The 24,335-nt window shown below is 64.2% G+C and carries 23 protein-coding genes; 16 read left to right on the plus strand and 7 right to left on the minus strand.

Annotated elements, in window-relative coordinates:
- Positions 1–20: 20 nt before the first annotated feature.
- The 3 genes from ACIPUD_RS06855 (at position 21) to ACIPUD_RS06865 (ending at position 3,263) form a co-directional block, all read left to right on the plus strand.
- A complete protein-coding gene (locus tag ACIPUD_RS06855) occupies positions 21–1,337 on the plus strand; it encodes a homoserine dehydrogenase (protein WP_446480295.1) in 1,317 nt (438 codons plus the stop codon).
- Positions 1,338–1,417: 80 nt separating this feature from the next.
- Positions 1,418–2,419, plus strand: a complete 1,002-nt coding sequence (gene glpX / locus ACIPUD_RS06860; RefSeq protein WP_446480296.1) for a class II fructose-bisphosphatase — start codon at positions 1,418–1,420, stop codon at positions 2,417–2,419.
- Between the two features lie 124 nt (positions 2,420–2,543).
- A complete protein-coding gene (locus ACIPUD_RS06865) occupies positions 2,544–3,263 on the plus strand; it encodes a haloacid dehalogenase type II (protein ID WP_446480297.1) in 720 nt (239 codons plus the stop codon).
- 60 nt (positions 3,264–3,323) lie between these two features.
- Here the strand turns inward: ACIPUD_RS06865 and ACIPUD_RS06870 are convergent, their stop codons facing one another.
- From ACIPUD_RS06870 to ACIPUD_RS06880, 3 genes are all read right to left on the minus strand, one after another.
- Positions 3,324–5,144: a peroxidase family protein gene (locus tag ACIPUD_RS06870; protein WP_247297396.1), complete on the minus strand. Its 1,821-nt coding sequence runs from the start codon at positions 5,142–5,144 to the stop codon at positions 3,324–3,326.
- A gap of 174 nt (positions 5,145–5,318) precedes the next feature.
- Positions 5,319–6,290 (minus strand): MBL fold metallo-hydrolase, encoded by a 972-nt coding sequence (locus ACIPUD_RS06875; protein WP_085353482.1) that lies wholly within the window; start codon positions 6,288–6,290, stop codon positions 5,319–5,321.
- A gap of 310 nt (positions 6,291–6,600) precedes the next feature.
- Positions 6,601–7,266, minus strand: coding sequence for a GntR family transcriptional regulator (locus ACIPUD_RS06880; protein WP_446480298.1), 666 nt, complete (start codon positions 7,264–7,266; stop codon positions 6,601–6,603).
- Positions 7,267–7,384: 118 nt separating this feature from the next.
- Between ACIPUD_RS06880 and ACIPUD_RS06885 the strand changes: the two genes are divergently transcribed.
- From ACIPUD_RS06885 to ACIPUD_RS06930, 10 genes are all read left to right on the plus strand, one after another.
- Positions 7,385–8,179, plus strand: a complete 795-nt coding sequence (locus ACIPUD_RS06885; protein ID WP_018454422.1) for an enoyl-CoA hydratase/isomerase family protein — start codon at positions 7,385–7,387, stop codon at positions 8,177–8,179.
- A 9-nt stretch (positions 8,180–8,188) separates the two neighbouring features.
- Positions 8,189–9,448, plus strand: coding sequence for a CaiB/BaiF CoA transferase family protein (locus tag ACIPUD_RS06890; protein WP_204511108.1), 1,260 nt, complete (start codon positions 8,189–8,191; stop codon positions 9,446–9,448).
- 52 nt (positions 9,449–9,500) lie between these two features.
- Positions 9,501–10,493, plus strand: a complete 993-nt coding sequence (locus ACIPUD_RS06895) for a Bug family tripartite tricarboxylate transporter substrate binding protein (RefSeq protein ID WP_026232729.1) — start codon at positions 9,501–9,503, stop codon at positions 10,491–10,493.
- A gap of 101 nt (positions 10,494–10,594) precedes the next feature.
- Positions 10,595–11,077 (plus strand): tripartite tricarboxylate transporter TctB family protein, encoded by a 483-nt coding sequence (locus ACIPUD_RS06900; RefSeq protein WP_446480299.1) that lies wholly within the window; start codon positions 10,595–10,597, stop codon positions 11,075–11,077.
- 11 nt (positions 11,078–11,088) lie between these two features.
- Positions 11,089–12,663 (plus strand): tripartite tricarboxylate transporter permease, encoded by a 1,575-nt coding sequence (locus tag ACIPUD_RS06905; protein WP_204511111.1) that lies wholly within the window; start codon positions 11,089–11,091, stop codon positions 12,661–12,663.
- Positions 12,660–13,664, plus strand: coding sequence for a 4-hydroxythreonine-4-phosphate dehydrogenase PdxA (locus ACIPUD_RS06910; protein ID WP_446480300.1), 1,005 nt, complete (start codon positions 12,660–12,662; stop codon positions 13,662–13,664). The genes ACIPUD_RS06905 and ACIPUD_RS06910 overlap by 4 nt, the downstream gene beginning before the upstream one ends.
- Before the next feature lie 128 nt (positions 13,665–13,792).
- Positions 13,793–14,002 (plus strand): hypothetical protein, encoded by a 210-nt coding sequence (locus ACIPUD_RS06915; RefSeq protein ID WP_083926364.1) that lies wholly within the window; start codon positions 13,793–13,795, stop codon positions 14,000–14,002.
- Entirely contained in the window at positions 13,996–14,124 is a 129-nt protein-coding gene (locus tag ACIPUD_RS06920; RefSeq protein ID WP_018454416.1) for a hypothetical protein, read from the plus strand. The genes ACIPUD_RS06915 and ACIPUD_RS06920 overlap by 7 nt, the downstream gene beginning before the upstream one ends.
- A gap of 13 nt (positions 14,125–14,137) precedes the next feature.
- Positions 14,138–15,199 (plus strand): glycosyltransferase family 4 protein, encoded by a 1,062-nt coding sequence (locus tag ACIPUD_RS06925; RefSeq protein ID WP_446480301.1) that lies wholly within the window; start codon positions 14,138–14,140, stop codon positions 15,197–15,199.
- Positions 15,200–15,211: 12 nt separating this feature from the next.
- Entirely contained in the window at positions 15,212–16,210 is a 999-nt protein-coding gene (locus ACIPUD_RS06930) for a L,D-transpeptidase family protein (protein WP_085353475.1), read from the plus strand.
- A gap of 42 nt (positions 16,211–16,252) precedes the next feature.
- Here ACIPUD_RS06930 and ACIPUD_RS06935 read toward each other — a convergent pair whose 3' ends face one another.
- From ACIPUD_RS06935 to ACIPUD_RS06945, 3 genes are all read right to left on the minus strand, one after another.
- Positions 16,253–16,669 (minus strand): cupin domain-containing protein, encoded by a 417-nt coding sequence (locus tag ACIPUD_RS06935; RefSeq protein ID WP_085353474.1) that lies wholly within the window; start codon positions 16,667–16,669, stop codon positions 16,253–16,255.
- Positions 16,670–16,679: 10 nt separating this feature from the next.
- The gene (locus tag ACIPUD_RS06940) at positions 16,680–17,423 is read right to left on the minus strand and encodes an SDR family oxidoreductase (RefSeq protein WP_085353473.1); all 744 of its coding nucleotides are present in this window, start codon (positions 17,421–17,423) and stop codon (positions 16,680–16,682) included.
- Between the two features lie 234 nt (positions 17,424–17,657).
- The gene (locus tag ACIPUD_RS06945) at positions 17,658–18,650 is read right to left on the minus strand and encodes a formylglycine-generating enzyme family protein (protein WP_256465054.1); all 993 of its coding nucleotides are present in this window, start codon (positions 18,648–18,650) and stop codon (positions 17,658–17,660) included.
- A 381-nt stretch (positions 18,651–19,031) separates the two neighbouring features.
- On the opposite strand from ACIPUD_RS06945, the gene ACIPUD_RS06950 reads away from it, so the two are divergent.
- Positions 19,032–20,018 carry a helix-turn-helix domain-containing protein gene (locus tag ACIPUD_RS06950; RefSeq protein ID WP_446480302.1) on the plus strand — a complete coding sequence of 329 codons (987 nt, stop codon included), beginning with the start codon at positions 19,032–19,034 and terminating at the stop codon, positions 20,016–20,018.
- Between the two features lie 159 nt (positions 20,019–20,177).
- Here ACIPUD_RS06950 and ACIPUD_RS06955 read toward each other — a convergent pair whose 3' ends face one another.
- Complete coding sequence (locus ACIPUD_RS06955) at positions 20,178–21,254, minus strand: methyl-accepting chemotaxis protein (protein WP_247371074.1); 1,077 nt, start codon at positions 21,252–21,254, stop codon at positions 20,178–20,180.
- Positions 21,255–21,531: 277 nt separating this feature from the next.
- On the opposite strand from ACIPUD_RS06955, the gene recJ reads away from it, so the two are divergent.
- Both recJ and ACIPUD_RS06965 read left to right on the plus strand, forming a co-directional pair.
- A complete protein-coding gene (recJ, locus tag ACIPUD_RS06960) occupies positions 21,532–23,373 on the plus strand; it encodes a single-stranded-DNA-specific exonuclease RecJ (protein WP_018454409.1) in 1,842 nt (613 codons plus the stop codon).
- A gap of 45 nt (positions 23,374–23,418) precedes the next feature.
- Positions 23,419–24,228, plus strand: a complete 810-nt coding sequence (locus tag ACIPUD_RS06965) for an SDR family NAD(P)-dependent oxidoreductase (RefSeq protein ID WP_026232728.1) — start codon at positions 23,419–23,421, stop codon at positions 24,226–24,228.
- Positions 24,229–24,335: the final 107 nt, after the last annotated feature.

Genomic DNA, 24,335 nt, shown 5'->3' on the forward strand with positions numbered 1-24,335 from the left:
CGCAGGTTTTCCAAGGCATCATGGTTGCACCCCTGAAAGTGGGCATAGCGGGGCTCGGCACCGTGGGCGCCGAAGTTGTCCGTCTGATCGAAACGCAGGCGCGGGTGCTTGCCGGCCGCAGCGGCCGTGGCATCCGTGTCGTCGCCGTCACGGCACGCTCGAAGGCGAAGAAGCGCGGCGTCGATCTGCGCGGCATCGAATGGGTCAAGGATCCGCTTGCCCTCGCCACGCATCCGGGCATCGACTGCTTCGTCGAGCTGATGGGCGGCGCGGGCGATCCCGCGCTGGCGGCGGTCGAGGCCGCGCTCGCCGCCCGCAAGTCCGTCGTCACCGCCAACAAGGCGTTGCTGGCAAAGCACGGCCTCAAGCTGGCAAAGGCCGCCGAAAAGCACGGCGGCGCGCTGAATTTCGAGGCAGCCGTCGGCGCTGCGATCCCTGTCATCAAGACGTTACGCGAAGGTCTTGCCGGAACCGGCATCAACCGGGTCTACGGCATCCTCAACGGCACCTGCAATTACATCCTGACCCGGATGGAGCAGGAGGGCCTGTCCTTCGCCGAATGCCTGAAGGACGCGCAACGGCTCGGCTATGCCGAGGCCGATCCGTCATTCGACGTCGACGGCCACGATACCGCGCAAAAGCTCGCCATTCTCGCCAGCCTCGCTTTCGGCACGAAAGTTGCTCAAAGCGCGGTGTATGTCGAAGGTATCTCCTCCATCGCGCCGGAAGATCTCCGTGCCGCTGACGATCTCGGTTACCGGCTCAAGCTGCTCGGCGTCGCGGTTCGCACCGCCACGGGCATCGAGCAGCGCGTGCATCCGACCATGGTTCCGAAATCCTCCTCGATAGCGCAGGTGATGGGTGTCACCAACGCGGTCACGATCGATGGCGAGGGCATCCCGCCGATCACGCTGGTCGGCCCCGGTGCCGGTGGCGCCGCGACCGCATCCGCCGTCGTCGCCGACATCGCCGACGTTGCGCGCGGCATTCGCGCCAATCCGTTCGGCCGGCCGATTTCGCAGCTGCGCGACACCAAGAAGGCGCCGATGGAGCGCCACGAGGGCGGCTACTACATCCGCCTTCTGGCACGCGATTTCCCGGGCACCGCGGCTGCGATCGCGACCCGGCTCGCGGAGCAGAAGATTTCAATCGAGTCGATCGTGCAGCGCCATCCCAATGGCGGCGCTGCGCCGGCAGACGGCAAGGCGGTCCCGGTGCCTGTCATTCTCATCACCTATGCCACGCATGAGGACGCCGTGCGCCGTGCGCTCGCGGCCGTGCAGAAGGACAAGGTGATCAGCGGACGGCCGCAGGTCATCAGGATCGAGAAGAACTGACACGGTTCGAACGAACTGTGGGTGTTACGAGTTGATGCGGCGGAGATGTCCGTCCAAAACTGTTTCGAAGGAGTGAGCCGATGTCGACCCATATTTCAGTCCCGCCGCAAGCATTGCTCGAGCGCATCCTCACGCTGGAGATCGTGCGTGTGACGGAGCGGGCGGCGGTGTCTTCGGCGCGTCTGCGCGGGCACGGCAACGAGAAGGCGGCCGACCAGGCCGCGGTGGACGCGATGCGGCGCGAGCTCAACAAGCTGCCGATCGAGGGCACCATCGTCATCGGCGAGGGCGAGCGCGACGAGGCGCCGATGCTCTTCATCGGCGAGAAGGTCGGCATGAACGCCGGCCCGCAGGTCGACATCGCCGTCGATCCGCTTGAAGGCACCACGCTGTGCGCCAAGAACATGCCGGGCTCGATTGCCACCATGGCGATGGCCGACGGCGGCACGCTGCTGCACGCCCCCGACGTCTATATGCAGAAGCTCGCGATCGGTCCCGGTTACGACAAGGGCGTCGTCGAACTCGATGCGACACCGGCCGAAAACGTCCGCCGGCTCGCCAAGGCCAAGGGCGTCACGCCCGACGGCATCACCGTTCTCGTGCTCGACCGGCCACGCCATGCCAGCATCATCGAGAGCGTGCGATCGACTGGCGCCGCCGTGCGCCTGATCACCGACGGCGACGTCGCCGGCGTGATCCACTGCGCCGACCCCGACAATACCGGCGTCGACATGTATCTCGGCACCGGCGGCGCGCCGGAAGGCGTGCTCGCGGCCGTGGCGCTGCGCTGCATTGGCGGCCAGATGCAGTGCCGTCTCATCCTCGACTCCGACGAGAAGCGCGAGCGCGCCGCCAAGATGGGCGTCAGCGATCCCAAGATGATCTACGGCATCGAGGACATGGCGCGCGGCGACTGCCTGTTCGCAGCCACCGGCGTCACCACGGGCTCGCTGCTGTCGGGCGTCAAATTCCGCAAGGACGGCGTGATCGAGACCGAGACGGTGGTGATGCGCTCCGTCACCGGCACCGTGCGCTACATCAAGGCCGAGCACCGCGAGCTGGCGAAATTCCACCTCGACTGACGACTGCCGTCATTCAGGACGGCGCGACAGCGTCGAGGCCGGAATCTCGTGCCAATAACCTCTGGATTCCGGGGCCGCTCTGACGAGAGTCCCCGAATGACGAACAACAAAAGAGGAAGCGCACATGTCCGACCTCTCCGCCGTCAAAGTCCTGGTCTTCGACGTGTTCGGCACCGTCGTCGACTGGCGCACCAGCCTGATCACCGACTTCATGTGGTGGGCGAAGGGCCGCGGCATCAGCGCCGACTGGACCGCCTTGGTCGACGGCTGGCGCGGCATGTACATGGCTTCGATGGATGACGTGCGCAAACATCCCGAGCGCGGCTACGTCATGCTCGATGATCTGCATCGCCGCTCGCTCGAAAAACTGGTCGCGCAATTTTCGATTCCAAGCCTGACCGAGGCCGATCTCGATCACCTCACCAAGGGGTGGCACCGCTTGCACCCGTGGCCCGACAGCGTCGCCGGCCTGACCCGACTGAAGACGAAATTCGTGATCTCGCCGCTGTCGAACGGCAATGTCGCGCTGCTCACCAACATGGCGAAGTTCGCAGGGCTTCCCTGGGACCTCATCATGTCGGCCGAGCTGTTCGAGCACTACAAGCCCGATCCCGAAACCTATCTCGGCGCCGCGCGCCTGCTCGGCCTCAAGCCGGAGCAGGTGATGATGGTCGCGGCCCACAACGGCGATCTCGCCGCCGCGCAGAAGAACGGGCTGAAGACGGCCTTCGTGGCGCGGCCGACCGAATACGGTCCGCTTCAGAAGGTCGATTTCGAGGCCACCGGCAATTGGGACATCGTCGCCAAGGATTTTGGTGGGATCGCCGACAAGCTCGGGTGCTAGGGCGGCTGACGCTCATCCGAGGCGGACGAGGCCCGGAATGCTGAACATATGGGCCAAGGCTCAGCCTCGCAGGACGTTCCACGGGGCGAAGGCATTGTTGACGCCCTCGAGCGCCGGTCCGAGTTGCGGCATATGCCGCAGCAGCACCGATTTCATTCCGTTGTTGTGGATCCAGTCCAGACCGAAGTTGGTGTAGACTTCCGCGCGGTAGTCATCGGTGAAGAACCGGTCGCTCTTCAGACGCCGCGATGCCATCAGGATGAAAATGCGGAAGGCGGTATCGCTGAAGCCGAAACCCTCCGGCAGGTCCTCGGCCAATAATCCGACCATCAGATCAACGCGATCGACGTTGCCCTTGTAGATCGCGCGCATCTTCCTGGCGGCACCGGGGATGCTGGTGATTTCTTCGAATGTGTTGACCCGCTTCTTGCCGACCAGCTCGCGAAACCGGTTGTAGCGCGGCACGCCGCGCTCGCGATCACGCATGATGTCGATCGCGGCCACGTCGAGCAGCGGCTGGCCGTCTTTCGTGAACCGGCGCAGGAAGTTGGGAAAATTGTGGAGGCGAATGGCGCCGGGATGAGCGGTGCCGAACGAGTACAGCAGGTTGGCGAAGCCGTGAGTCTGCATGAACTTGCGGGAGGCGGGGCCCTGCATTTTGACCAAGTCGCTAGCGGTAATCTCTGTGCTATCGAGCCGCCGTACATCAAGGTTTTCCGGGATCAACGGGTGCAGGCGGTACACGGCGGTGAATTCCTCGGTCATCGCGTAGGGCGCGCTGTGCTGATCCGTCGGAGAGCCGATGATGCCAAAGGCGGCTTCGCTGTTCTTGCCGAGCACGGCGCGCAGCACCCGGCACGGGATCCCCGACCAGTTGGCGTGCATGCTGAAGTCCAGTGCGGGATGGCCGAGGATGCCTGGCGTCCATTCGACGGTGTGGATCTTGGCGATCAGGGCCGCGTTGATCAGGCGCGCATGCTGGAATAGCTCCTCGTCCTTCCAGGTCGGATACCGCGCCTTCAAGCCGTCGCAGATGACATTGTGCTCGCGTGCAAAGAGATTGTGCAGCAGGCTGAGCCCCACCCACCAATTGTCGTTGAAGCCGGTGAGATCGGCGCCGGGATGCACCGGATCGGCTGGAAGCATCCCATCATCGCCGACCGCGATCTTCCCATCTGCCCCGGAACGGATCTGCATCTGCCTTGCGCGGTCGCTGCCGTAGATTTGTCCGGCGTCCCACCAGTGCGAGTTGAGGTTGCGGAACGTGGGGGTCGCGCCGAGCCATGGTTCACGTGGCGTCTCGTCGCAAACGGTCCGACGGATCTTCATGCAGTCGTCGATCCGCTCATCCGCAGGCCATTCGTCGTTTGGCGTCAGCGGAATTTTGAACTCGTTTCCCGACTTAGGGGCCCCATGGCTGAACCAATTATGCGTTTCGAACTGGATCCAGGCGGCGGCCAGCAGATTGAGGCTGGTCGCCGGAATAAATTCGTGGCGCGCCAGCAATTCCTCCGAGATCACGCGCGGACTGGGTTCGAGCAGGTCGTCCAGGCTGTCCGGTACGCATTCTGACAGCGCGAAATTGCGTCCGAACCGGGCGCCAGCCATGCCCATGCGCGGATGGTCGAGGCTGTTGAACGAGCCGTCGGCGGAACGCCACCGGTCATTGCCCGTGTTCCAGCGAGGCGATGTCGTGCCGTAGCCGGTATGGTGCAGATTGCGCTCCCGCAGCCGGTCGCGGAACGCCGAGAGATTGGCGGCTCCGAGCAGGGTCGGCAGTTTGTCCCATGTGACAAAGAAGTTGACGGCCCGATAGATAACATCCGGGACCCATTGGAGCAGGTCGCGATGGAAGACAAAACCATCGTTCTCGCGGGACATTGACGCTCCCAAACGCAATTGAGCGAAATGAACTTAACTTGCAACTAGGAAGTAATGTTCGCCAACGCCGCCGGAGGCATCACGCAATTTGAAGTTCTTTACCGGCCAGTCGGACGGCGGTGATCGTTCGGATGGTCCGGGCGGCGCGTGCGTCGCCCGGACCAGATCCGGCGATTACAAAGTCATCTGCATCGGTTCGGGATAATAGTGGAATCCTTCACCCGCCTTGGCGACATGGCCATAGCCCGGCCAGGCGAAGTGATAGGACATCACGGGCGTCTTGTTCGCAGCAAGCATGGTCAGCAGTTTTACGCGTGACTCGGCCGCCTGCTTCGGGTCCGTGTCGTAGGAGAATTCCATCCGCGGCCGCTCGAGCAGCAGGACGGGATGATGCGACAGGTCACCAAGGAAGGCGAAGGACTTGCCGGCCGACGAGACCATGAAGATGGTGTGGCCGACGGTATGACCGGGCGCTGCGATTGCCTGCACGCCAGGCAGAAATTCCTGGCCGTCCTTGAAGAACACGATGCGGTCGCGGACCGGCAGCAGGTTCTTGCGGGCGTGAACGACGAAATCCTTGGCCGCGCTGCCAAGCTTGCCTTCGTCGGTCCAGAAGTCGAAATCGGTCTGCGAGATGTAGATCTGCGCGTTGGGAAACAGCGGCTTGCCGCCGTCGTCCACGATGCCGCCGATGTGGTCGATATGGGCATGCGAGCAAACCACGGCGTCGATGTCGCCGGGCTTAATGCCGGCCTCGGTCATGCTCTTCTGCTGCCGACCGGTGGTGGCGCCGAACATCTTGGATGAGCCCATGCCGGTATCGAACAAGATGAGCTTGTCGCCGGTGTTGACGATCGGCGAGTTCTGCTCGAGCACGACATTGTCCGGCGACAGGAAATTGTCGACGAGCATCTTCTTCACCTCTTCCTTGGAAACACCGGTGAAGGTGCCCGAGGGATCGCCCAGGGGAAGCGGTCCGTCGGACACGACGGTGACTTCGGCGTCGCCGAGAACGAAGCGGTGCCAGTAGGGCGTCTGGGTGCCGAGCTTGGGAGCGCGCGCCAAGGCGCTGCCGCCGAGCATTGCGCTGGCACCAAGGCCAGCCCCGAGGGTCAACAAGGACCGACGTGAGACATCGATTGTCATGCGTTTCCTCCGCTTTTGTCTTTTGTTTTGCGCAATTGCTTGCGCGTTACATTCGGCCCGCGCCGATGGTCGAATGCTGCGCCGGTTCAGGCAGGCGAGCAAGTGGAATTGATTTAGCGATGATCTCGGTTTGTCGAAGTTGGATGCGCAATTCCGGCGCGCGACAAAAGACGTCCGTTGCCGACGAGCCTCGTCAGCACGATCCGTGCCAGTACAGCCAAAAGCAATCAATGATTGTGTCGTGATTGTGTCTGCTGGCCGCCCGATCCGGCGTGACCGCAAGATTCTTTGTACGTCGCGAACCTATGGCTCACGCAATTCTCGGCGCGAGCTCGCTCCCTTCCGTTTCGGCAAAGCCCGCCTGCAAAACCTCTTCGCGCTTGTGGCGCAAATGCGCTCGCAGGATATGGGCGAGGCCGACGCCGTCGCGCCTCTGCAGTGCGTTCAGGATGGCATCGTGCTCCTTCACGGCGAGCGCCCAGCGTTCGGGCGTCATCGGCGTGACATAGCGCGCGCGGCGGATGCGCGCGGTCACGGACGTATACAGCCCCGCGAGCACCGGGTTTCCGGCCGCAACGACGATGGCTTCGTGAATGGCGCGGTTGCCGCGATAGTACTGGATCAGATCGCGTTCGCGATAATGCCGCACCATGTCCGCGTGCGCGGCGGCGATCGCGTCGATCTCGGCATCGGTGATGCGTTCGCAGGCGAGTTCGCCGGCGAGCGCCTCGAGGCCCTGGCAGACCTCGAACAGGTCGCGCATATCCTTGTCGGTCAGTTTTGCCGCACGCGAGCCGCGATGCGGCAGGAGTTGCACGAGACCTTCGGCGGCGAGCACCTTGAGCGCCTCGCGGAGCGGCGTGCGCGATATCTGTAGCCGCTCGCACAGTTCGCGCTCGGGAATCCGCGCGCCCGGCGGGATCTCGCCGTCGAGCAGGATGGCCCGGATGCGGCCGACGACTTCCTCATGAAGCATGGGTCTGAAGTCCATTTGAATGCAAAAATGGAGCTATATACGCATTAATGCAAGTTCCGGCTTGTAAATCGATCATTTTGCATTCAAAAATGTAGAAAAGCAGATGGACATCGAGGAAATGGACCAGCAGGTGAAGGCGGAAGACCTCGTTTTCGAGCGCCAGGACGGGATCGGGCGGATCACCTTCAACCGCCCGCAGGCGCGCAACGCCTTCACTTTCGCGATGTATGAGCGGCTCGCCGCGATCTGCGAGGAGATCAACGACGATCACGCGATCAAGGTACTGGTGCTGCGCGGGGCCGGCGACAAGGCGTTTGCCGCGGGCACCGACATCAATCAGTTCCGCGATTTCAAGTCGCCGCAGGACGCGATCGACTATGAGAACCGCATCGATCGGGTGCTGACCACGCTTGAGCAGTGCCGCGTGCCGACGATTGCGGCGATCAACGGGTTCTGCACCGGCGGCGGCGCGGGCATTGCCGCGGCCTGTGATCTCCGCATCGGCACCCAAAGCGCGAAAATCGGCTTTCCCATTGCCCGCACGCTCGGCAACTGCCTGTCGATGTCCAATGTCAGTCGTCTCACCGCGCTGATCGGCGCCGCCCGCGTCAAGGATCTGATCTTCACGGCGCGGCTCGTCGACGCGACCGAGGCTGCCAGTGTCGGGCTGCTCGGCGAGGTCGTCGAGGATATCGCCGCGCTCGAAAGGCGCGCGGACGAGGTTGCCAAATTGCTCGCCAGCCACGCGCCGCTGACGCTGAATGCGACCAAGCAGGCCGTGGCGCGCCTGCAAAGGCGCCTGACGCCCGACGAGGGCGAAGACCTCATCCTGATGTGCTACACGAGCCAGGATTTTCGCGAAGGGCTCGATGCTTTCCTCACCAAGCGCGCGCCGCAATGGCGCGGCCAATAGGACGCCCCGATGCAAAGCGATCGCTCGCAATCAACCTCCGGCCGTTCGGGGCCGCTTGCCGGCCTCAAGGTCATCGATCTCACCCATGTCATGGCAGGGCCGACCTGCACCTTGATGCTGGCCGATATGGGCGCCGACGTCATCAAGATCGAGAAATCGCCGAACGGTGACGACACCCGCCATTCGGTGCCGCCGAAGATCGGCGACGAGGCGGCCTCCTTCCTGATGATGAACCGCAACAAGCGCGGCATCGTGCTGGATCTGAAGACCGATGGCGGCAAGCAGGTGTTGCGGCGGCTGATCGCGGGCGCCGACGTGCTGGTCGAGAATTTTGCGCCGGGCGCCATGGAGCGCCTCGGCTTCGGCTATGACGACCTGCACAAGCAGCATCCAACGCTGATCTATTGCTCGCTGTCTGGCTTCGGCCGCACCGGACCCTACAAGCATCGCCGCGGCTTCGATCTGGTCGCCCAGGCCATGAGCGGAATCATGAGCTTTACCGGCGAACGTCCCGATGGTCCGCCCGTGAAATGCGGCCCGCCGCTGTCCGACATCACCGCCGGCCTGCTGGCGAGCATGGGCATCCTCGCGGCCTACACGCACCGTCTCAAGACCGGCGAAGGGCAGTGGGTCGAGACCTCGCTCTATGAGGCCGCGCTGGTGCAGACCTACTGGCAGTCGACCATCGCGCTGGCCGCGGGCACCGCGCCGCGGGCCATGGGTTCGGCGCATCCGCTCAACGCGCCATATCAGGCGTTCGAGGCCTCGGACGGCTGGTTGGTGGTCGGCGGCGCCAACAAGAAGCATTGGCTGTTGATGCTGGAGGCGCTCGGCGCAAGCGAGCTCGCAGCCGATCCACGCTTCGTCACCGGCGCCGACCGCATGGCCAATTTGAAGGAGCTCGAAGCTGTTCTGAGCGAGCGCTTCCGCACCCGCACGCGCGCGCACTGGCTGGCGGCACTGGACGAGAAGGGCGTGCCGTGCGGCCCCGTGCACGACATGCTGGAGGCGCTCAGCGATCCGCAGACGCTGGCGCGCGAGATGGTTGTCGAGGTCGAGCATTCCACGCTCGGGCCCGTGAAGACGATCGGCTTGCCGGTCAAGTTTTCGGAGACCCCAGGCAAAGTGCGCACGGGCGCGCCGGTCTACGGTGAGCATACAAGCGAGGTGCTGGCCGAGCATGGGTTCGACCGGAAGCAGATCGACGCGCTCGAACAAGAAGGCGCAATCGTGTTGGCATCGGGAAGAGGCGAGGAACGGGTCGCCTGACCGGACGTCGAAAACAACAAGAACAAGAGACAAAAATAAGCTGGAGGACATCATGGGTCAGACATCAAAACTTCTGCTCTCCGCAGCCGTAATTGTGCTCGCCGGCACGACGCCGGCGCTCTCGGCCTGGCAGCCGCAAAAGCCGATCGAGTTCGTGGCGACCGCCGGGCCCGGCGGCGGCACGGACAATCTCGCGCGCGCCGTGCAGAACATCATCACCAAGCACAAGCTGGTGGAGCAGCCGATCGTCGTCGTCAACAAGGGCGGCGGCAGCGGCGCGGAAGGCTATGTCTACGGCAAGGCGTCCGCCGGCGATCCCTACAAGGTGATCTTCGGCACGTCGAATGCCTGGCAGCAGCCGCTCGTCTCCAAGGTCGCTTTCAACTACACCGATCTCACCCCGATCGCGGCGATGGCGCAGGACGAGTTCCTGCTCTGGGTCAAGCAGGACGCGCCCTACAAGACGGCGGGCGATTATCTGAAGGCGGCCGCATCAGGCGAGTTCAAGATGGGCGGCGCGCAGTCAAAGGATACCGACGAGGTGCTGACCCGCATGATCGAGAAGGCCGGCCACATCAAGCTGACCTATATTCCCTTCAAGAGCGGCGCCGAGACCGCCGTGCAGCTCGCCGGCGGACACCTCGACTCTCACGTCAACAATCCCAGCGAGAGTCTCGGGCAATGGCGTGGCGCCACCCAGCGCCCGCTTTGCGTCTTCAGCCCGAAGCGGCTGCCGCAGGGCGCCAAGGTCACCGCGACCGAAGGCTGGGGCGATGTTCCGACCTGCGTCGAGCAGGGCCTCGACATCAAGCAGTATGAGCAGCCGCGCACAGTGTGGCTCCCCGGCAAGGTCACGCCGGACCAGGCCGCGTTCTATGTTGACCTGATGAAGAAGGTGCAGGCGACGCCGGACTGGAAGGACTACATCGAGAAAACCTCCCAGGTCGACACGTTCCTGACCGGTGCCGAGTTCGACAAGTTCATCAAGGAGGATCTCGAGCGCGTCAGGCTGGTTGCGAGCGAGCAGGGTTGGTTGGTCAAGTGAGGCGGCGCACGCCTCAAACCCCTCCGCCGGAACGACAGCGAACGCTGGGAAAACACGTGCGCCATAATCGGACACTGTACGTGGCCTGACCGGAGCCCTCGATGATATCGCGCCGCGCTCTCGAACTTGCGACAGCCGTTCTCACCGGCAGCTTCGGTGTGGCGGTCGTCATTTCCAGCCTCGATAACGGCATCGGCTGGTCGAGCGCGGGCGTGGACGCCGGGACGTTTCCGTTCCTGACCGGGATCATCATCGTGCTCGGGAGCCTCTACAACCTGTTTCGAGGTGTCATGCCGGCCGCGACGCTCGCCAGCGTCCCAATTGCCATCACATCGATCGAGCTGCGCCGGCTTGCCGGCCTGTTCGTGCCGGCCGCGATTTTCGTGGCTGCGATCCCGTTGGCCGGGATGTACGTCGCCTCGGCCCTGTACATCTTCGCGGTGCTGGCGATCCCCCGACAACAATCCGTGCCGCGCGCGCTTGGCATGGCGGGGGCGACAGCGCTTGCGCTCTACGTCGTGTTCGAGCGCATGTTCCAGGTGAGCTTGCCGCACGGCGCGCTCGCCGCGGCGTTCGGCTTCTGAGGGAGAGGCCGATGGACAATCTCGGAGAACTCCTTCACGGCTTCAGCATCGCGATCACGCTGCCGCATCTGGCGCTGATGGTGATCGGCGTGCTGCTCGGCATTCTCGTCGGCGTGCTGCCTGGGCTGGGTGCTCCGAACGGGGTGTCGCTGCTGCTGCCGCTGACCTTCGGCATGCAGCCGGTCTCTGCCATCATCCTGCTCTCCAGCATGTATTGGGGCGCGTTGTTCGGGGGATCCGTGACCTCGATCCTGTTCAACATCCCGGGCGAGCCGTCGTCTGTCGCCACCACCTTCGACGGCTACCCGATGGCGCGCGATGGACGGCCGACGACGGCGCTCGCCACCGCCTTCGGCTCGGCGGCATTCGGCGCGCTGATCGGCGTCATCCTGATCACCTTCCTCGCATCATGGGTGGCGCAAGTCGCACTCGCCTTCGGGCCGGCGGAATATTTTGCGGTCTATTTTCTTGCCTTCGCCAGCTTCGTCGGCATGGGCGGGGCTGCTCCGATCAAGACTGTCGTCGCGCTGGCGATCGGCTTTGCCATCGCCGCCATCGGCATCGACACCGTCTCCGGCAGCGTGCGCCTCACCATGGGCGTCGACGAGCTGGTCAAGGGCGTCAACTTCGTCGTCGCGGTGATGGGCCTGTTCGGCATCGGCGAGCTGCTCGTGGCCGTCGAAGAGGAGTTTCATGCCCGCGCGGTCTCGTCGAAGATAGAGTGGCGCGAGGTGTTTCGCGCGATCGGTCGCCTGCCGCGGCATAGCGTTGCGCTGTTGCGCAGCGCGGCGATCGGATGCTGGATGGGGATCACGCCCGGTGGCCCGACTGCGGCGTCGTTCATGAGCTACGGCATCGCCCGGCGCTTCTCGCGCCGTGGCCGATATTTCGGCACCGGGGAGCTTGAAGGCATCATCTCGCCGGAGACGGCCGATCATGCGGCTGGCACTAGCGCGCTTCTGCCCATGCTCTCGCTCGGCATTCCCGGCTCGGCCACTGCGGCCGTCATGATGGGCGGGCTGATGATCTGGGGCCTCAATCCCGGGCCGATGCTGTTCGTCGACCAGAAGGACTTTGTCTGGGGCCTGATTGCCTCGATGTATGTCGGCAACATCGTCGCCGTCGCACTCGTGCTGCTGACCGTTCCGGTCTTCGCGGCCCTGATGCGGATTCCCTTCGTGATCATCGCGCCGCTGATCGTGATCATCTGCGTCGTCGGCGCCTATTCGGTATCGAACTCCTATCTCGATGTCGTCATGATGCTCGGCTTCGGCATCGTCGGCTATCTCTTCAAGAAGCTGTTCTATCCGCTGGCGCCGCTCGTGCTCGCGATCGTCATCGGGGACAAGGCCGAGGACGCGTTCCGGCAGTCGATGCTGATGTCCAAGGGATCGCTCGGGATCTTCTTCGCCAACAAGCTGGTGACATGCCTGATCGTGGCCGGCATCGCACTTTTGCTGCTTCCGCTCGTGCTGCAGCTTGCGCGCCTGCTGCGCAAGCCTGCGCCGTCCACCGACGAGACGACAGCCCAAGAGAGAACGCAAGAGAGAGCTCAAGAGACCGCTCGGGAGAAAGTGATCATATGACCGCAAAGCCGCTCATTGCATTGGCAATGGGAGATCCCGCCGGCATCAGCCCGGAATTGACCGCAAAGCTCGTGGTGCAGGACGATATCCGCGCCAGCAGCCAGATTGTCGTGATCGGCGACCGCCGCATCTTCGACGCGGGCGCGCGCGTTGCCGGCGTCGAGCCGGAGCTGACAACAGTGGAGCAGGGAGCCGATCTGCGCGCGGCGGAGGGCGAGACTCTGTTCGTCGATCTCGGCCATCCCGATCCCGGCGACATCCAGCAGGGGATCGCGAGCCTTGCCGGCGGCAGGTTCGCGCTTGCCAACTACAAGCATGCGCTCGAGCTCGGCCGCGACGGCCGGGTCGATGCCGTCTGCTTTACGCCGTTCAACAAGCAGGCGATGCGGCTGGCCCGCGCAGAGTATGACGACGAGATCGCATTCTCCGCCGAAGTGGTCGGACTCAAAACCCCCGCAAGCGAGTTCAATGTGCTGGACCGGCTGTGGAACGCCCGCGTGACGTCCCACATCCCGCTCAAGGACGTCGCCGCGCGACTGTCCGGCGAACGCATCCATCGCGCGCTGAAGCTGACCGATGCCTGCATGCGCAACGCCGGCTTTGCGCGGCCGCGCATCGCGGTCGCCGGGCTCAATCCGCACGCCGGTGACGGCGGCAATTTCGGCCGCGAGGAGATCGACATCATTGCGCCCGTGGTCGCCGCCGGCCGGCGCGATGGTATTGCCGCGGAAGGGCCGTTTCCCGCTGACACCGTATTCCTGCGCGCCAAGGGCGGCGCCTTCGATGCGGTGCTGACGATGTATCACGACCAGGGCCAGATCGCGATGAAGCTGATGGGTTTTGATCGTGGCGTGACTTTGCTTGGCGGCTTCCCGTTCCCGATCTGCACGCCCGCGCACGGCACCGCGTACGACATTGCCGGGCAGGGCATTGCATCAATCGGGGCCAGCCGCGCCGCGCTGCTGCTAGCCGGAGAGATGGCGGCTCGTCGCCTCGCCTGATTTCTCCGAGGGCGCCTGCTTGTGCCCGCGGTGGCCGTGCGCAGCTTCGGGCCTCCGGGAAAAAGTGGAAACTTCCGCCGTCGTAACGAGTTGCTGTCCCATGAACGTCTCCATCTCGGAGTTGGAACATGGTAGACGACGACCCGCTGCGAACGGCGGTGGATATTGCTTGGTCCGTTTACCGCGCCCGGCATCGCCACGTCGATGCCGCAGATTGCCGTCGCTGCCTGCTCGAGCGTCATCTGCAAGGGAGATGGGAAGCGCGCGGGAGCGATGCCGAAGAACTCACGGGATTCGGGATTGCCTACCTCGATCGGCTTCCCGAGGACGAATGTTAAGGCTCGTGGAAGGGCTCGTCTGCCGGGTCGCGGCCGCAAGTGCCAGGCCGAATTGGACGCTGCTCGCGATTTCGAACCTTCTGTCCGCCGCGATCGTGCTGATCGTGCGTGCGGCGGCTTGACGGGTAGCCTGCCATGCGCATCGCTCAGCTTGCTCCCCTGGCCGAAAGCGTCCCTCCGAAGCTCTACGGGGGCACCGAGCGGGTGGTGGCCTGGCTGGTGGATGGGCTGGTCGAGCTCGGCCACCAAGTCACGCTGTTTGCGAGCGGCGATTCCAGGACGAATGGTGCGCTTCATCCTGTCTGGCCCCGCGCGCTGCGGCTCGGACAAAAGGGGGCGGACCCGACCGCCGCAAGCGCGATGCTGATGGAGGCAATCGCAAGGCGTGCGAAAGAATTCGACGTAATCCACGCGCATGTCGACTGGCTGTCCCTGCCGTTGCTCAGTCGTCTCGGCGTGCCGTTCCTCACGACCATGCACGGCCGCCTCGACTTGCCCGGACTACCCGACGTCGTCAGGCACTTCCCTGAAGCATGTTTCGTGTCGATTTCCGATCATCAGCGGCTGCCGCTTCCGGATGCGAAATGGATCGGAACCATCCAGCACGGGCTGCCGCCCGATCTGTTTCGGCCGTCCTACGAACAGGGGTCCTATTTGGCGTTTCTCGGGCGGCTCACCGCAGACAAGGGTCCGCAGGACGCGATCCGTATCGCGCGCGCAGTCCAGATGCCCCTCCATATCGCCGCGAAGGTCCCGCGCGCCGAGACGGCCTACTTCAGGAACCACATCGAGCCGAACGTCGACGGCAAGGATATCCGGCTTGTTGGTGAAGTCGATGACGCAAAGAAACAGCCCTTCCTTGCCGAAGCCGCTGCTCTGCTGTTTCCGATCGATTGGCCGGAGCCGTTTGGGCTGGTCATGATCGAAGCGATGGCATGCGGAACGCCCGTGATCGCCTATCGCTCCGGCTCCGTCCCCGAAGTCGTCGAGCATGGATTGACCGGCTTCATCGTCGAGAACGAGGAGCAGGCCGTCAAGGCGATCGGCGAACTGGGAAAACTGGATCGAAGGAAGGTGCGCGCCCGCTTCGAGGAGCGCTTCTCTGCGAGCCGAATGGCGAGGCAGTACGAACACCGATACCGCAAGCTCGCTAGCGCCGCGGCTCGGGAGTTGATCACTGAACCGTCGGAAACGTGAAAGGACCCGGCGATGTCGCTCGGAAAAGCGGGGCAGATTTGCATCTTTCTGGTCTTCGCTCTGGCTGCGCCGCCGGCGTTCGCCGCGGAGATCAACGCCGCTGCCATCAACGTCGCCGAGCCGTCGAAGAAAACCCTGTCGAACGATAAGCCGACCGCGGCCGGGGTCCGGTTGCAGGTCCTGCTGGACCGCGCGCACTTCTCGCCCGGCGCGATCGACGGCAGATTCGGCGAGAACGCCAAAAAGGCGTTGCGGGCCTATGCCGAAGCACGGCAGCTGCCGGTTTCGGACGCCGTGACGGACGATGTCTGGACCGCGTTACGGGCGGACGACCGGCCGGTGACGATGACCTATGCCATCACCGAGCAGGACGTGGCGGGTCCTTTCCTGAAAAAGCTGCCGTCGAAGATGGAGGACATGAAGGAGCTTACAAAGCTCGGCTTCACCAGTGCGCGCGAGGCCCTGGCCGAGAAATTTCACATGAGCGAGCAGCTCCTGGCCGCGCTCAACTCCGGGCGCCATTTCGATCGCGCCGGCGACACCATCGTCGTGGTGGACACATCAGGCGCAGGCGAGGGCATCCCCACCAAGGCCGAGAGGATCGAGGTCGACAAGGTCAGGCAGACCGTAAAACTGTTCGACAAAACGAATGCGCTGATCGGATTTTATCCCGCGACGGTCGGCAGCGAGGAGAAGCCGTCGCCCTCAGGCACGCTCAAGGTCACGGAAGTCAGCCGAAATCCGTACTATCGCTACAATCCCGCTTATCGCTTCAAGGGCGTCCATTCCCGCAAGCCCTTCACCATCAAGCCCGGCCCGAACAATCCGGTCGGCACGGTCTGGATCAACCTGTCTGCCGAGGGCTACGGCATTCACGGCACGCCCTCGCCGGAGAAGATTTCCAAGGCGGAATCTCACGGCTGCGTGCGTCTGACCAATTGGGATGCCGAGCGCGTCGCCGGGCGTGTCTCGAAAGGCACGCCGGTGGCATTCGTAGGCAGCCCCGGATGAAATCAACGCCTCGAGGTGGCAATGCCGCTCGCCGATTGTGCGCTATTTCGGGATCGGCATAGTCAGCTCCTTGTCGGCCGTATCCACCACGAAGACGGCCAGCAATTTTGCGGGTTCGGTCTCGCTGGCATTGGCGCTGACGGCATGGCGGTCGCCGGGCTTTTCGGAGAAGTTCTCGCCCTTGTGAAAGACCTTGACCGGGCCGTCATTGACCTGACTGCGGATCGCTCCTTCCAGGACGGTGGCGTAGATGAAAGCCGAGGGCGCGTGGATGTGGGCCGGCGAGGAGCCTCCGGGACCATACTCGACCAGCACGCCCTTCATGCTCTTGCCCGGGACATTGGGCAGCGCCTGGTCGAACACGACCGTCACCTTGGCCGTGGGCGTCGCCGTCTCGGCGGCATGGGCTGTCAGGAATGATGCGGCATAAACAGCGGTTGCGATCAGCAATCTGCGCATGGGGGTCTCCTCAAAGTCTCGCGAGCCATGTTGCGAGCGGCGTCGTGCCAAGCCGCGCCTCGCCAAGAGGGTTCAGCGATGTGTCGTCGATGGGAGCGCCGTAGTACGGCGCCTTTGGGTCTCCCACCACCGGTCGGGGGTCGCCGGACGCCTTCAGGCGGCGTGCGATGAATTCATTAAAGGGCGCCTTCTCAGGTCCTGCGATATCGATCGTGCCGTTAAGCGGCGGGCTAATCGCGACTTCTGCGAGGCGATCGGCCACGTCCTCGGCCGCGATGGGCTGAAACAATGCCGAGGGAACAACGATCCCACCCTCGGCCGCACCCATCTCGGCAATGGCGCTGAGGAATTCGAAGAACTGGGTGGCGCGGACGATCGAGTAGGGGACCGGCGAAGACTTGATGATAGTCTCCTGCGCCAGCTTGGCGCGAAAATAGGAGTTATCGGGCGAGCGCTCGGTTCCGACGATCGAGAGCGCCACATGATGCTTCACGGCCGCTGCGGCCTCAGTCGCAGCGAGGTTTTTGCTCGAACGCTCGAAGAATTCCAGCACGGCCGCGGGCTCCCAGGACGGCGCGTTGGCAACGTCGACGACGACATCGGTGCCCGCCAGCACTGCTGCGAGACCTTCCCCGGTCACCGCGTTCACGCCCGACTTCGGCGAAGCCGCGACCGCGTCGTGGCCTTGCTGCTTGAGCTTCGCCACCAGCTTGGATCCGATCAATCCGGTCCCGCCGATCACGACGATCTTCATGGCCTATCTCCTCGGCACGTTGCGGGCGCGAGCGTTTCAGGGTCGACGGCGCGCGCGTCGCGATGCGATGAGGCGACTCTTACCGGGGAAATGGGGCAGGCTCTTGCCTGTAACCGGCCCGCCTTGTCCAAAAATGATGAAGATGTTTATCGATCGCCGATAGATAAGTTGCATATCGAAATAGCCCGACGCGCGGAGCGCACCGCTGGCGCCAGCCACCACCAGCGGCGCGCGCTAGATTGCAGCACGTCCTTCGTGTCGGCGTTCGGTTACAGACGGCAATCGCACTACGCAGCGGAACCCGACATGGCTGGTCGAGGTATCGACCGGCTCGGCGTGCCGCGCGGCCGGGCGGTATCGGCGGCAATAGTTCGGCGCGCAGAGGTGCGAGCCGCCCTTGAGGACCTTGAGCGGAATCTGGATGTCGGGGAGGCGAGGGTCGTAGCTTGTGTGCTCACCGCCGCCGCGGGGATTTTTGGGGATGCAGCAGGGTTTTGCGGCGTCGGCGGCGTGTTTTGACGACCACCAGTCGGAGGTCCACTCCCAGACATTGCCGATCATGTCGTAGAGGCCGTAGCCGTTCGGCGGGAAGGCCATGACCGGCGAGGTACGCTCGTACCCATCCTCGCCGAGATTCTGGACGGGGAAGTTGCCCTGCCAGATATTGGCCATGTGTTTGCCGCCCGGCATCAGCGCATCGCCCCAGGCGTATTCCTCCGCCTCGAGGCCGCCACGCGCCGCAAATTCCCATTCCGCCTCCGTCGGCAGGCCCTTGCCGGCCCAGTGGGCATAGGCTGCCGCATCGCTAAAGGAGACGTGGACGACGGGATGATCGTCGAGATCCTCGATGTTGCTGCCAGGACCATAGGGATGACGCCAGTTGGCGCCGCGCAGGAATGTCCACCACTGGCTCCAGTCGGTGAGATCGGTGATGCGCGGCAGCGGTGAGAACACCCGCGATCCCGCGTAGAGCATCTCTGCCAGCGCGCCCGGATAGTCCTTCGGATCGGGAACGATCTGCGCCTCGGTGACATGGCCGGTTGCGTCGACGAACTGCTTGAACTGCCGGTCTGGATCACTGCGAGTGGTTGCCGGATGATTTGAAGACCGGCGCACGGGCGTGCGGTCTATCCAGAAGCCGTCGACAGCAACGCGATGGCTCGGCGCTTCCTCGGGATAATGATGGTCGGATCCCATGCGAAAGGTTCCGCCGGGAATGAAGACCATCTCGCAGATCTGCTCGCAACATGGTGGAAGCTCCGATGCTCGTAGTCCACCTGATGCTACTGCGCCAACCTGGCAGACTTCGACGATAGCTCTCTGCCCGGCCCATTAGACGCATTGTCTAGCCCCATTTTTTTGGCACTCGGGGAGAGGAGGACGCTGCGTCAACATCTCTTTCTTTTGCACGCACGTTTTCGACCACGCGGCAAATCCATGCCGCGTGCGCTCTGCCATCCCCAAAGCGCGTCCGCTCAATATCGCTAAGGTTGCAAACGGTACCCGAAGACTGGACGGCTGTGATGTGCAGTTTGTGCCAGTCTGCAGGGGAGTTGGTGAGGCCTCGCCTGCCGCAGAATTGTCGCGCTTCAGTAACAGGGTACAGCCATGGGGCAAGTCCTCCTGGTTGATTCGCGCAAGCTGGACGGTTTCGAAGGACTTCAGCAGGCCGTCCATGGCTCGCATGTCGATGTGATGCAACTCGGCCGCGGTCGGTTGCGCGGAACGTTGTCCCATGTCGGCATCGGCGACTTCTCGCTCAGCATCGGTGCATTCAACGTCGGCATGCGCACGCAGCGGGTTTCCAGCGACGACAGACTGATCATCGGCATGCTGCTCGCGGCTGAAGAGCGCGTCGCCCACTGGTCGTTCGACATGCAGCTCAACGATGTGCTCGTCATTCCGCCGCTGCTCGAACATGACGGGGTTTTTCACGGCGGCTCCGCTTACGCCGCCATGCGGTTCGACCTCAACGAGGTCGCGACGCTGTTCGCCGGAAAAGCACGGCTGAGTGATCCTGACACCTGGCGCAGCCGCGGTCATTTCCGCGCGGACATCGAGAGCGGCGCAATCGCCTCGCGCCGCCTGGTCCGGATCATGTCGCACCTGCGCGACAACAAATACGGACTGACGCCATCAACAGCCGATTTCTGGAAACGATCGATCGCCGAATGCATGGCTGCCAACGTCGCGTCGTCGCTGCCACCCGACGGCAATGGCTGGCTCCCTTCCGCGCGACGGCTGATCCGCAAGGTCGAGGAGTTTCTCGACGACGCCGGCACCCGTCCGGTGCACGTGTCGGAAATCTGCGCGGCGCTCGGCGTATCGCGGCGCACCCTTCACCGCGCGTTTCAGGAGGTATTCGGTCTCGGCCCGGTCAGCTTCCTCAGGCACAAGCGTCTTTGCGCTGTTCATTCGATCCTGCACCAGAGCGCACCCGGCTCGACCACCGTGACAGCGGTCGCCATGCAGCAGGGCTTTTACGAACTCGGCCGGTTCTCGCAATACTACCTGGCAATGTTCGGAGAGCGTCCGTCGCAAACGCTCGGAATTACGTCGCTGCGGGCCGTCGAAGACGATATCACCAGAGCCTAGCGCTCTGAGGCTGGACCGCGAACGACGCCATGATCGCATGCATGCCAGTGTTTTGCCCGCGTCAAACGGCGAAAAAACCGTCATCAAAACAACGAGATGGCTACTGTGCATGGGGTTGTTTTCACGGTTTTGAGTTGGATAGGCGAGCCGCCTGCAGCTTCAGGCCCCGCAGACGATCACGCCATACCAGCCCAGGCCGCGATAGGTCTCGTAGCCGGGCGTCGCATGGAACGCGACCAGCGTGCCCGAGCCGTCCTGGTAGAAGCCGGAACGCTGGCCGTTGAGCGACAGCGAGATGCGTTCGCTGAGAATGCCTTGTCCGTCGGAAGCGGCGATCACGCGAAGATTGGAGTCGACCAGCAGAACGCGCGCCTTGTCGCTGTCGCCAACGCGCACGCCTTGCACGATGGCGCGGGCCTGCGCCTCCCAGTCGAAATGGATGGCGAGCACCCCGATCGGCGCGCCGTTGGCCTGGCCGCCGGCGCGGACGCTGGCGCAATAGGTCGCGACCTGGGCATTGCCGAGCAGCGGCTGGTTCTCGACGTCGCCGGCGACATAGTCGTCGCCGGAGCGCAGGGTCTTGGCCTCGCGAAACCATTTGGTGTGGGCGACGTTCTGGCCGACAGCGCGAAAGCGGTCGGCGCGGCCGTTGGCGATGACGTTGCCGTCGAGATCGCAGAGCCAGAGGTCGAGATAGACGGTGTAGGCTCCTAGGATCACACCGAGACGCTGCGAGGCATGGGACACGGCCGCGGCGTCGGGCGAGGCCGCGCAATCGACCAGCGCGGAATCGGTCGCCCACCAGCGCACGTCGCAGGTCCGTTCATAGAGGTTGCGGTCGATCAGCTCGATGGCGTTGAGCGAGAGGTCGACCATGCGCTCGCCGCGCGAGCGCTGGCTCATGCGGTCGATCGAGGCGACGAGGTCGCCGGTGCGCTTGGTCAGCTGGCTTTCGAGTTCGCGGGCGATAGTCTCGACCTGCTGGCCGACGCCGCGGACCTCCTGCGCCACCACGGCGAAGCCCGCGCCCTGCGCGCCGGCGCGCGAGCTTTCGATCAACGCGTTCAGCGCCAGCATCTTCATCTGGTTGGTGATCTGCTGGATCGCCTTGGTCTTGTCGACCGCGATCTGGTTGACCTCCGCCGTGAGGCGGTTGATCAGCGCGGAGATATCGGAATCATCATCAGCGGGTTCATTTGCGATCGGCTTGGCTTTGAGACCCAGCGCAGCAGACATCGGGGGCTTCCCTTGGCAATGAGGTCTGATCTGCAACGAACCCGGAACAATCACTGACAGATCGAATACGATTCTTTTTCGAAGATTCCGCCTAACGCCTGCTTAATTTGCTGTTTTGCGGAATGCTCAAATGATAGTCAGTCCGGGTAGCAAAGCGGCAATCCACCGCTTTGTGCCGCGCAGACGTTGCAAATCCCGAGGGATTGCGGGCCAATCGTCCGTCGGCCGGACGATGCAATCCCTCCGGCTCCCAGGTTCCTCAAACCGACAGCTGTTCATGACGCCGCCCGCTACCGCCTTGCCCGTCGAAGCGCCCCAGGCGTTCCTGGGAGTGGCGCGCTCGCTCACCGACAAGCTTTGGCGCGACCGGCTGGATGCCCGCGGGGCGGCGAAAGCGCTTGCCATCGTGCAGCGCCACCAACTGCCCGAGCTCCTGGCGCGGGTGCTGGCAGGCCGCGGCGTCGACAGCGACGCCGTCGCAGATTTCCTCGATCCCACCATCCGCAAGCTTCTGCCGGACCCGTTCACGGTGACGGAGATGGAGGCCGCCGCGAAGCGGATCGCGGATGCCGCAGCGAACGGCGAGAAGGTCGCGATCTTCGGCGACTACGATGTCGACGGCGCGACCTCGGCGGCGCTGCTGACCTGGCATCTGCGGCATTGCGGGCTCGATCCGCTGATCCACATTCCCGACCGCATCTTCGAGGGCTACGGGCCCAATACGGAAGCCGTGCGCGCGCTGGCCGAAAAGGGCGCCACGCTGCTCGTCACCGTCGATTGCGGCACCACCAGCATCGAGCCGCTCGCCGAAGCAAAACGTATCGGCATGTCCGTCGTCGTGATCGACCATCATCAGGCCGGCACGGAGCTGCCGGAGGTCGACGCGCTGGTCAATCCGAACCGGCTCGACGATCTCTCCGGCCTCGGCCATCTCGCCGCCGTCGGCCTCGTGCTGGTGACGCTGGTCGCGGTCAATCGTGAATTACGCCAGCGCGGCTTCTGGAATGCGGAGATGCCCGAGCCGGATCTGCTCGGCATGCTGCATCACGTCGCGCTCGGCACGGTTGCTGATGTCGCGCCGCTGATCGGTCTCAACCGCGCGTTCGTCGCCAAGGGCCTGATCGCGATGCGGCGGCGCGACCATGTCGGCCACACAGCGCTGATGGACGTGGCGCGGCTCAACGGCCCGCCGGAGGCCTGGCATCTCGGCTTCATGCTGGGGCCGCGCATCAATGCCGGCGGTCGCATCGGCCGCGCCGATCTCGGCGTGCGCCTGCTTTTGGAGGGTGACAGCGTCGAGGCCGCGCGGATCGCCGCCGAACTCGACCGCCTCAACAGCGAGCGCCGGGTCATCGAGCAGGCGGCCGAAGCGCAGGCCGAAGCCGAGGCGCTCGCCTCGATCGGGCTCGAGGACAAGATCGGCGTGATCGTCACGGCCTCCGAAGGCTGGCATCCCGGCGTGGTCGGTCTCGTTGCGTCCCGGTTGAAGGAGAAGTTCTCGCGGCCCGCCTTTGCGATCGCGCTGGAGCCCGGGGGCATCGGCACCGGCTCCGGCCGTTCGATTGCCGGCGTCGATATCGGCAAGGCCGTGCGGCAGGCGGTCGCCGATGGCATTCTGCTGAAGGGGGGCGGCCACGCGATGGCTGCGGGGGTCACGCTGCGGAAGGAAAAACTCGCCGAGTTTCGCGCCTACCTCGAGAATGCGTTGGGGCGCGACGTTGCCGAGGCGCGCCACGTCAACGAGCTCTACATCGACGGCGCGGTCTCCGCGCGCGCGGTGACGACCGAGCTTGCAGCGACGCTCAACCGCGCGGGTCCCTTCGGCAGCGGCAATCCGGAAGCCGTGTTGGCGCTGCCGGCGCACCAGCTCGTCTATGCCGACGAGGTGGGACAGGCACATTTGAGGCTACGCTTCAAGTCGGGCGACGGCGCCATCGTCAACGGCATCGCGTTCCGTTCGATCGGACAGAAGCTCGGCAACGCGCTCGTTGCCAATCGCGGCCAGCAATTGCATGTCGCGGGATCATTGTCGGTCGATCGCTATCAGGGCGCCGAGCGTGTGCAATTCCGCGTCATCGACGTCGCGCTACCCGATCAGGGACCATCCATGATTAGATAGGCCCGGCAAACAACAAAAAAGCTAACAGCAAAACTGGGAGTGAACATGGCAGGGCAGGTTGAGGGTAAAGTGGCGCTGGTGACGGGCGGCGCCTCCGGCATCGGCGAAGCCGTCGTCGAGCTATTCGCGCGCGAGGGCGCCACCGTCATTGCCACCGACATCGACGAGCTGCGCGGCCCCGAGCTCGCCAATCGCATCACCAAGGCCGACGGCAAGGCGATTTTCCTGGAGCAGGACGTCACCAGCGAAGAGCGCTGGATCGAGATCACAGCCGAGATCGCGAAGCGCTTTGGCCGGCTTGATATTCTCGTCTCCAACGCCGGCATCGGCATCGCCGTGCCCTCGATCGTCGACATGACGCTCAGCGACTGGCGCAAGCAGAACGCGATCAACCTCGACGGCGTCTTCCTCTCGGTCAAGCATTGCCTGCCCTTGATGCGCAAGACCGGCGGCGGCTCGATCGTCATGATGTCCTCGCTCGCGGGCCTGCGCGGCGCGCCTGGGCTGTCGGCCTATTCGGCGACCAAGGGCGGCGTGCGGCTGTTCGCGAAGTCAATCGCGATGGAGTGCGCGGCCGCCGGCGACGGCATCCGCGTCAACTCCGTCCATCCCGGCATCATCGACACCCCGATCTGGGGCAAGATCCCGACCGGCGCGACCGGCAACCAGGGCAATGCACCGATCGATCCCGAGGAGCGTGCGCGCCTCGTCACGCCGCTCGGCCGCGCCGGCCATGCTTCTGAGATTGCCTCCGGCGTGCTGTATCTGGCCTCCGATGCCTCGTGCTACGTCACCGGCAGCGAGCTCGTCATCGACGGCGGCATGAATGCCGGCGGCGTGCCGCGGCGGCAATAGACCGCCTCGCGGGCTGCGAAGGGCAGGGTGGCGCCCGCGGGGGCTGACGCGCAGGCGTCGGACCTGTACAACGCGGGCGTCTTCCGATCGACAGAGGTGTCCTTCCG

The organism is Bradyrhizobium sp. CAR08, from assembly GCF_052871955.1.

Coding starts and splice junctions, on each gene's coding strand:
- ACIPUD_RS06910 (WP_446480300.1), top strand. CDS start 12,660: ATGACCGCAAAGCCGCTCATTGCATTGGCAATGGGAGATCCCGCCGGC.
- ACIPUD_RS06950 (WP_446480302.1), top strand. CDS start 19,032: ATGGGGCAAGTCCTCCTGGTTGATTCGCGCAAGCTGGACGGTTTCGAA.
- ACIPUD_RS06865 (WP_446480297.1), top strand. CDS start 2,544: ATGTCCGACCTCTCCGCCGTCAAAGTCCTGGTCTTCGACGTGTTCGGC.
- glpX (WP_446480296.1), top strand. CDS start 1,418: ATGTCGACCCATATTTCAGTCCCGCCGCAAGCATTGCTCGAGCGCATC.
- ACIPUD_RS06940 (WP_085353473.1), bottom strand. CDS start 17,423: ATGAAGATCGTCGTGATCGGCGGGACCGGATTGATCGGATCCAAGCTG.
- ACIPUD_RS06935 (WP_085353474.1), bottom strand. CDS start 16,669: ATGCGCAGATTGCTGATCGCAACCGCTGTTTATGCCGCATCATTCCTG.
- recJ (WP_018454409.1), top strand. CDS start 21,532: ATGACGCCGCCCGCTACCGCCTTGCCCGTCGAAGCGCCCCAGGCGTTC.
- ACIPUD_RS06920 (WP_018454416.1), top strand. CDS start 13,996: ATGTTAAGGCTCGTGGAAGGGCTCGTCTGCCGGGTCGCGGCCGCAAGT.
- ACIPUD_RS06930 (WP_085353475.1), top strand. CDS start 15,212: ATGTCGCTCGGAAAAGCGGGGCAGATTTGCATCTTTCTGGTCTTCGCT.
- ACIPUD_RS06955 (WP_247371074.1), bottom strand. CDS start 21,254: ATGTCTGCTGCGCTGGGTCTCAAAGCCAAGCCGATCGCAAATGAACCC.
- ACIPUD_RS06905 (WP_204511111.1), top strand. CDS start 11,089: ATGGACAATCTCGGAGAACTCCTTCACGGCTTCAGCATCGCGATCACG.
- ACIPUD_RS06870 (WP_247297396.1), bottom strand. CDS start 5,144: ATGTCCCGCGAGAACGATGGTTTTGTCTTCCATCGCGACCTGCTCCAA.
- ACIPUD_RS06925 (WP_446480301.1), top strand. CDS start 14,138: ATGCGCATCGCTCAGCTTGCTCCCCTGGCCGAAAGCGTCCCTCCGAAG.
- ACIPUD_RS06875 (WP_085353482.1), bottom strand. CDS start 6,290: ATGACAATCGATGTCTCACGTCGGTCCTTGTTGACCCTCGGGGCTGGC.
- ACIPUD_RS06945 (WP_256465054.1), bottom strand. CDS start 18,650: ATGGTCTTCATTCCCGGCGGAACCTTTCGCATGGGATCCGACCATCAT.
- ACIPUD_RS06855 (WP_446480295.1), top strand. CDS start 21: ATGGTTGCACCCCTGAAAGTGGGCATAGCGGGGCTCGGCACCGTGGGC.
- ACIPUD_RS06900 (WP_446480299.1), top strand. CDS start 10,595: ATGATATCGCGCCGCGCTCTCGAACTTGCGACAGCCGTTCTCACCGGC.
- ACIPUD_RS06890 (WP_204511108.1), top strand. CDS start 8,189: ATGCAAAGCGATCGCTCGCAATCAACCTCCGGCCGTTCGGGGCCGCTT.
- ACIPUD_RS06965 (WP_026232728.1), top strand. CDS start 23,419: ATGGCAGGGCAGGTTGAGGGTAAAGTGGCGCTGGTGACGGGCGGCGCC.
- ACIPUD_RS06895 (WP_026232729.1), top strand. CDS start 9,501: ATGGGTCAGACATCAAAACTTCTGCTCTCCGCAGCCGTAATTGTGCTC.
- ACIPUD_RS06885 (WP_018454422.1), top strand. CDS start 7,385: ATGGACCAGCAGGTGAAGGCGGAAGACCTCGTTTTCGAGCGCCAGGAC.
- ACIPUD_RS06880 (WP_446480298.1), bottom strand. CDS start 7,266: ATGCTTCATGAGGAAGTCGTCGGCCGCATCCGGGCCATCCTGCTCGAC.
- ACIPUD_RS06915 (WP_083926364.1), top strand. CDS start 13,793: ATGGTAGACGACGACCCGCTGCGAACGGCGGTGGATATTGCTTGGTCC.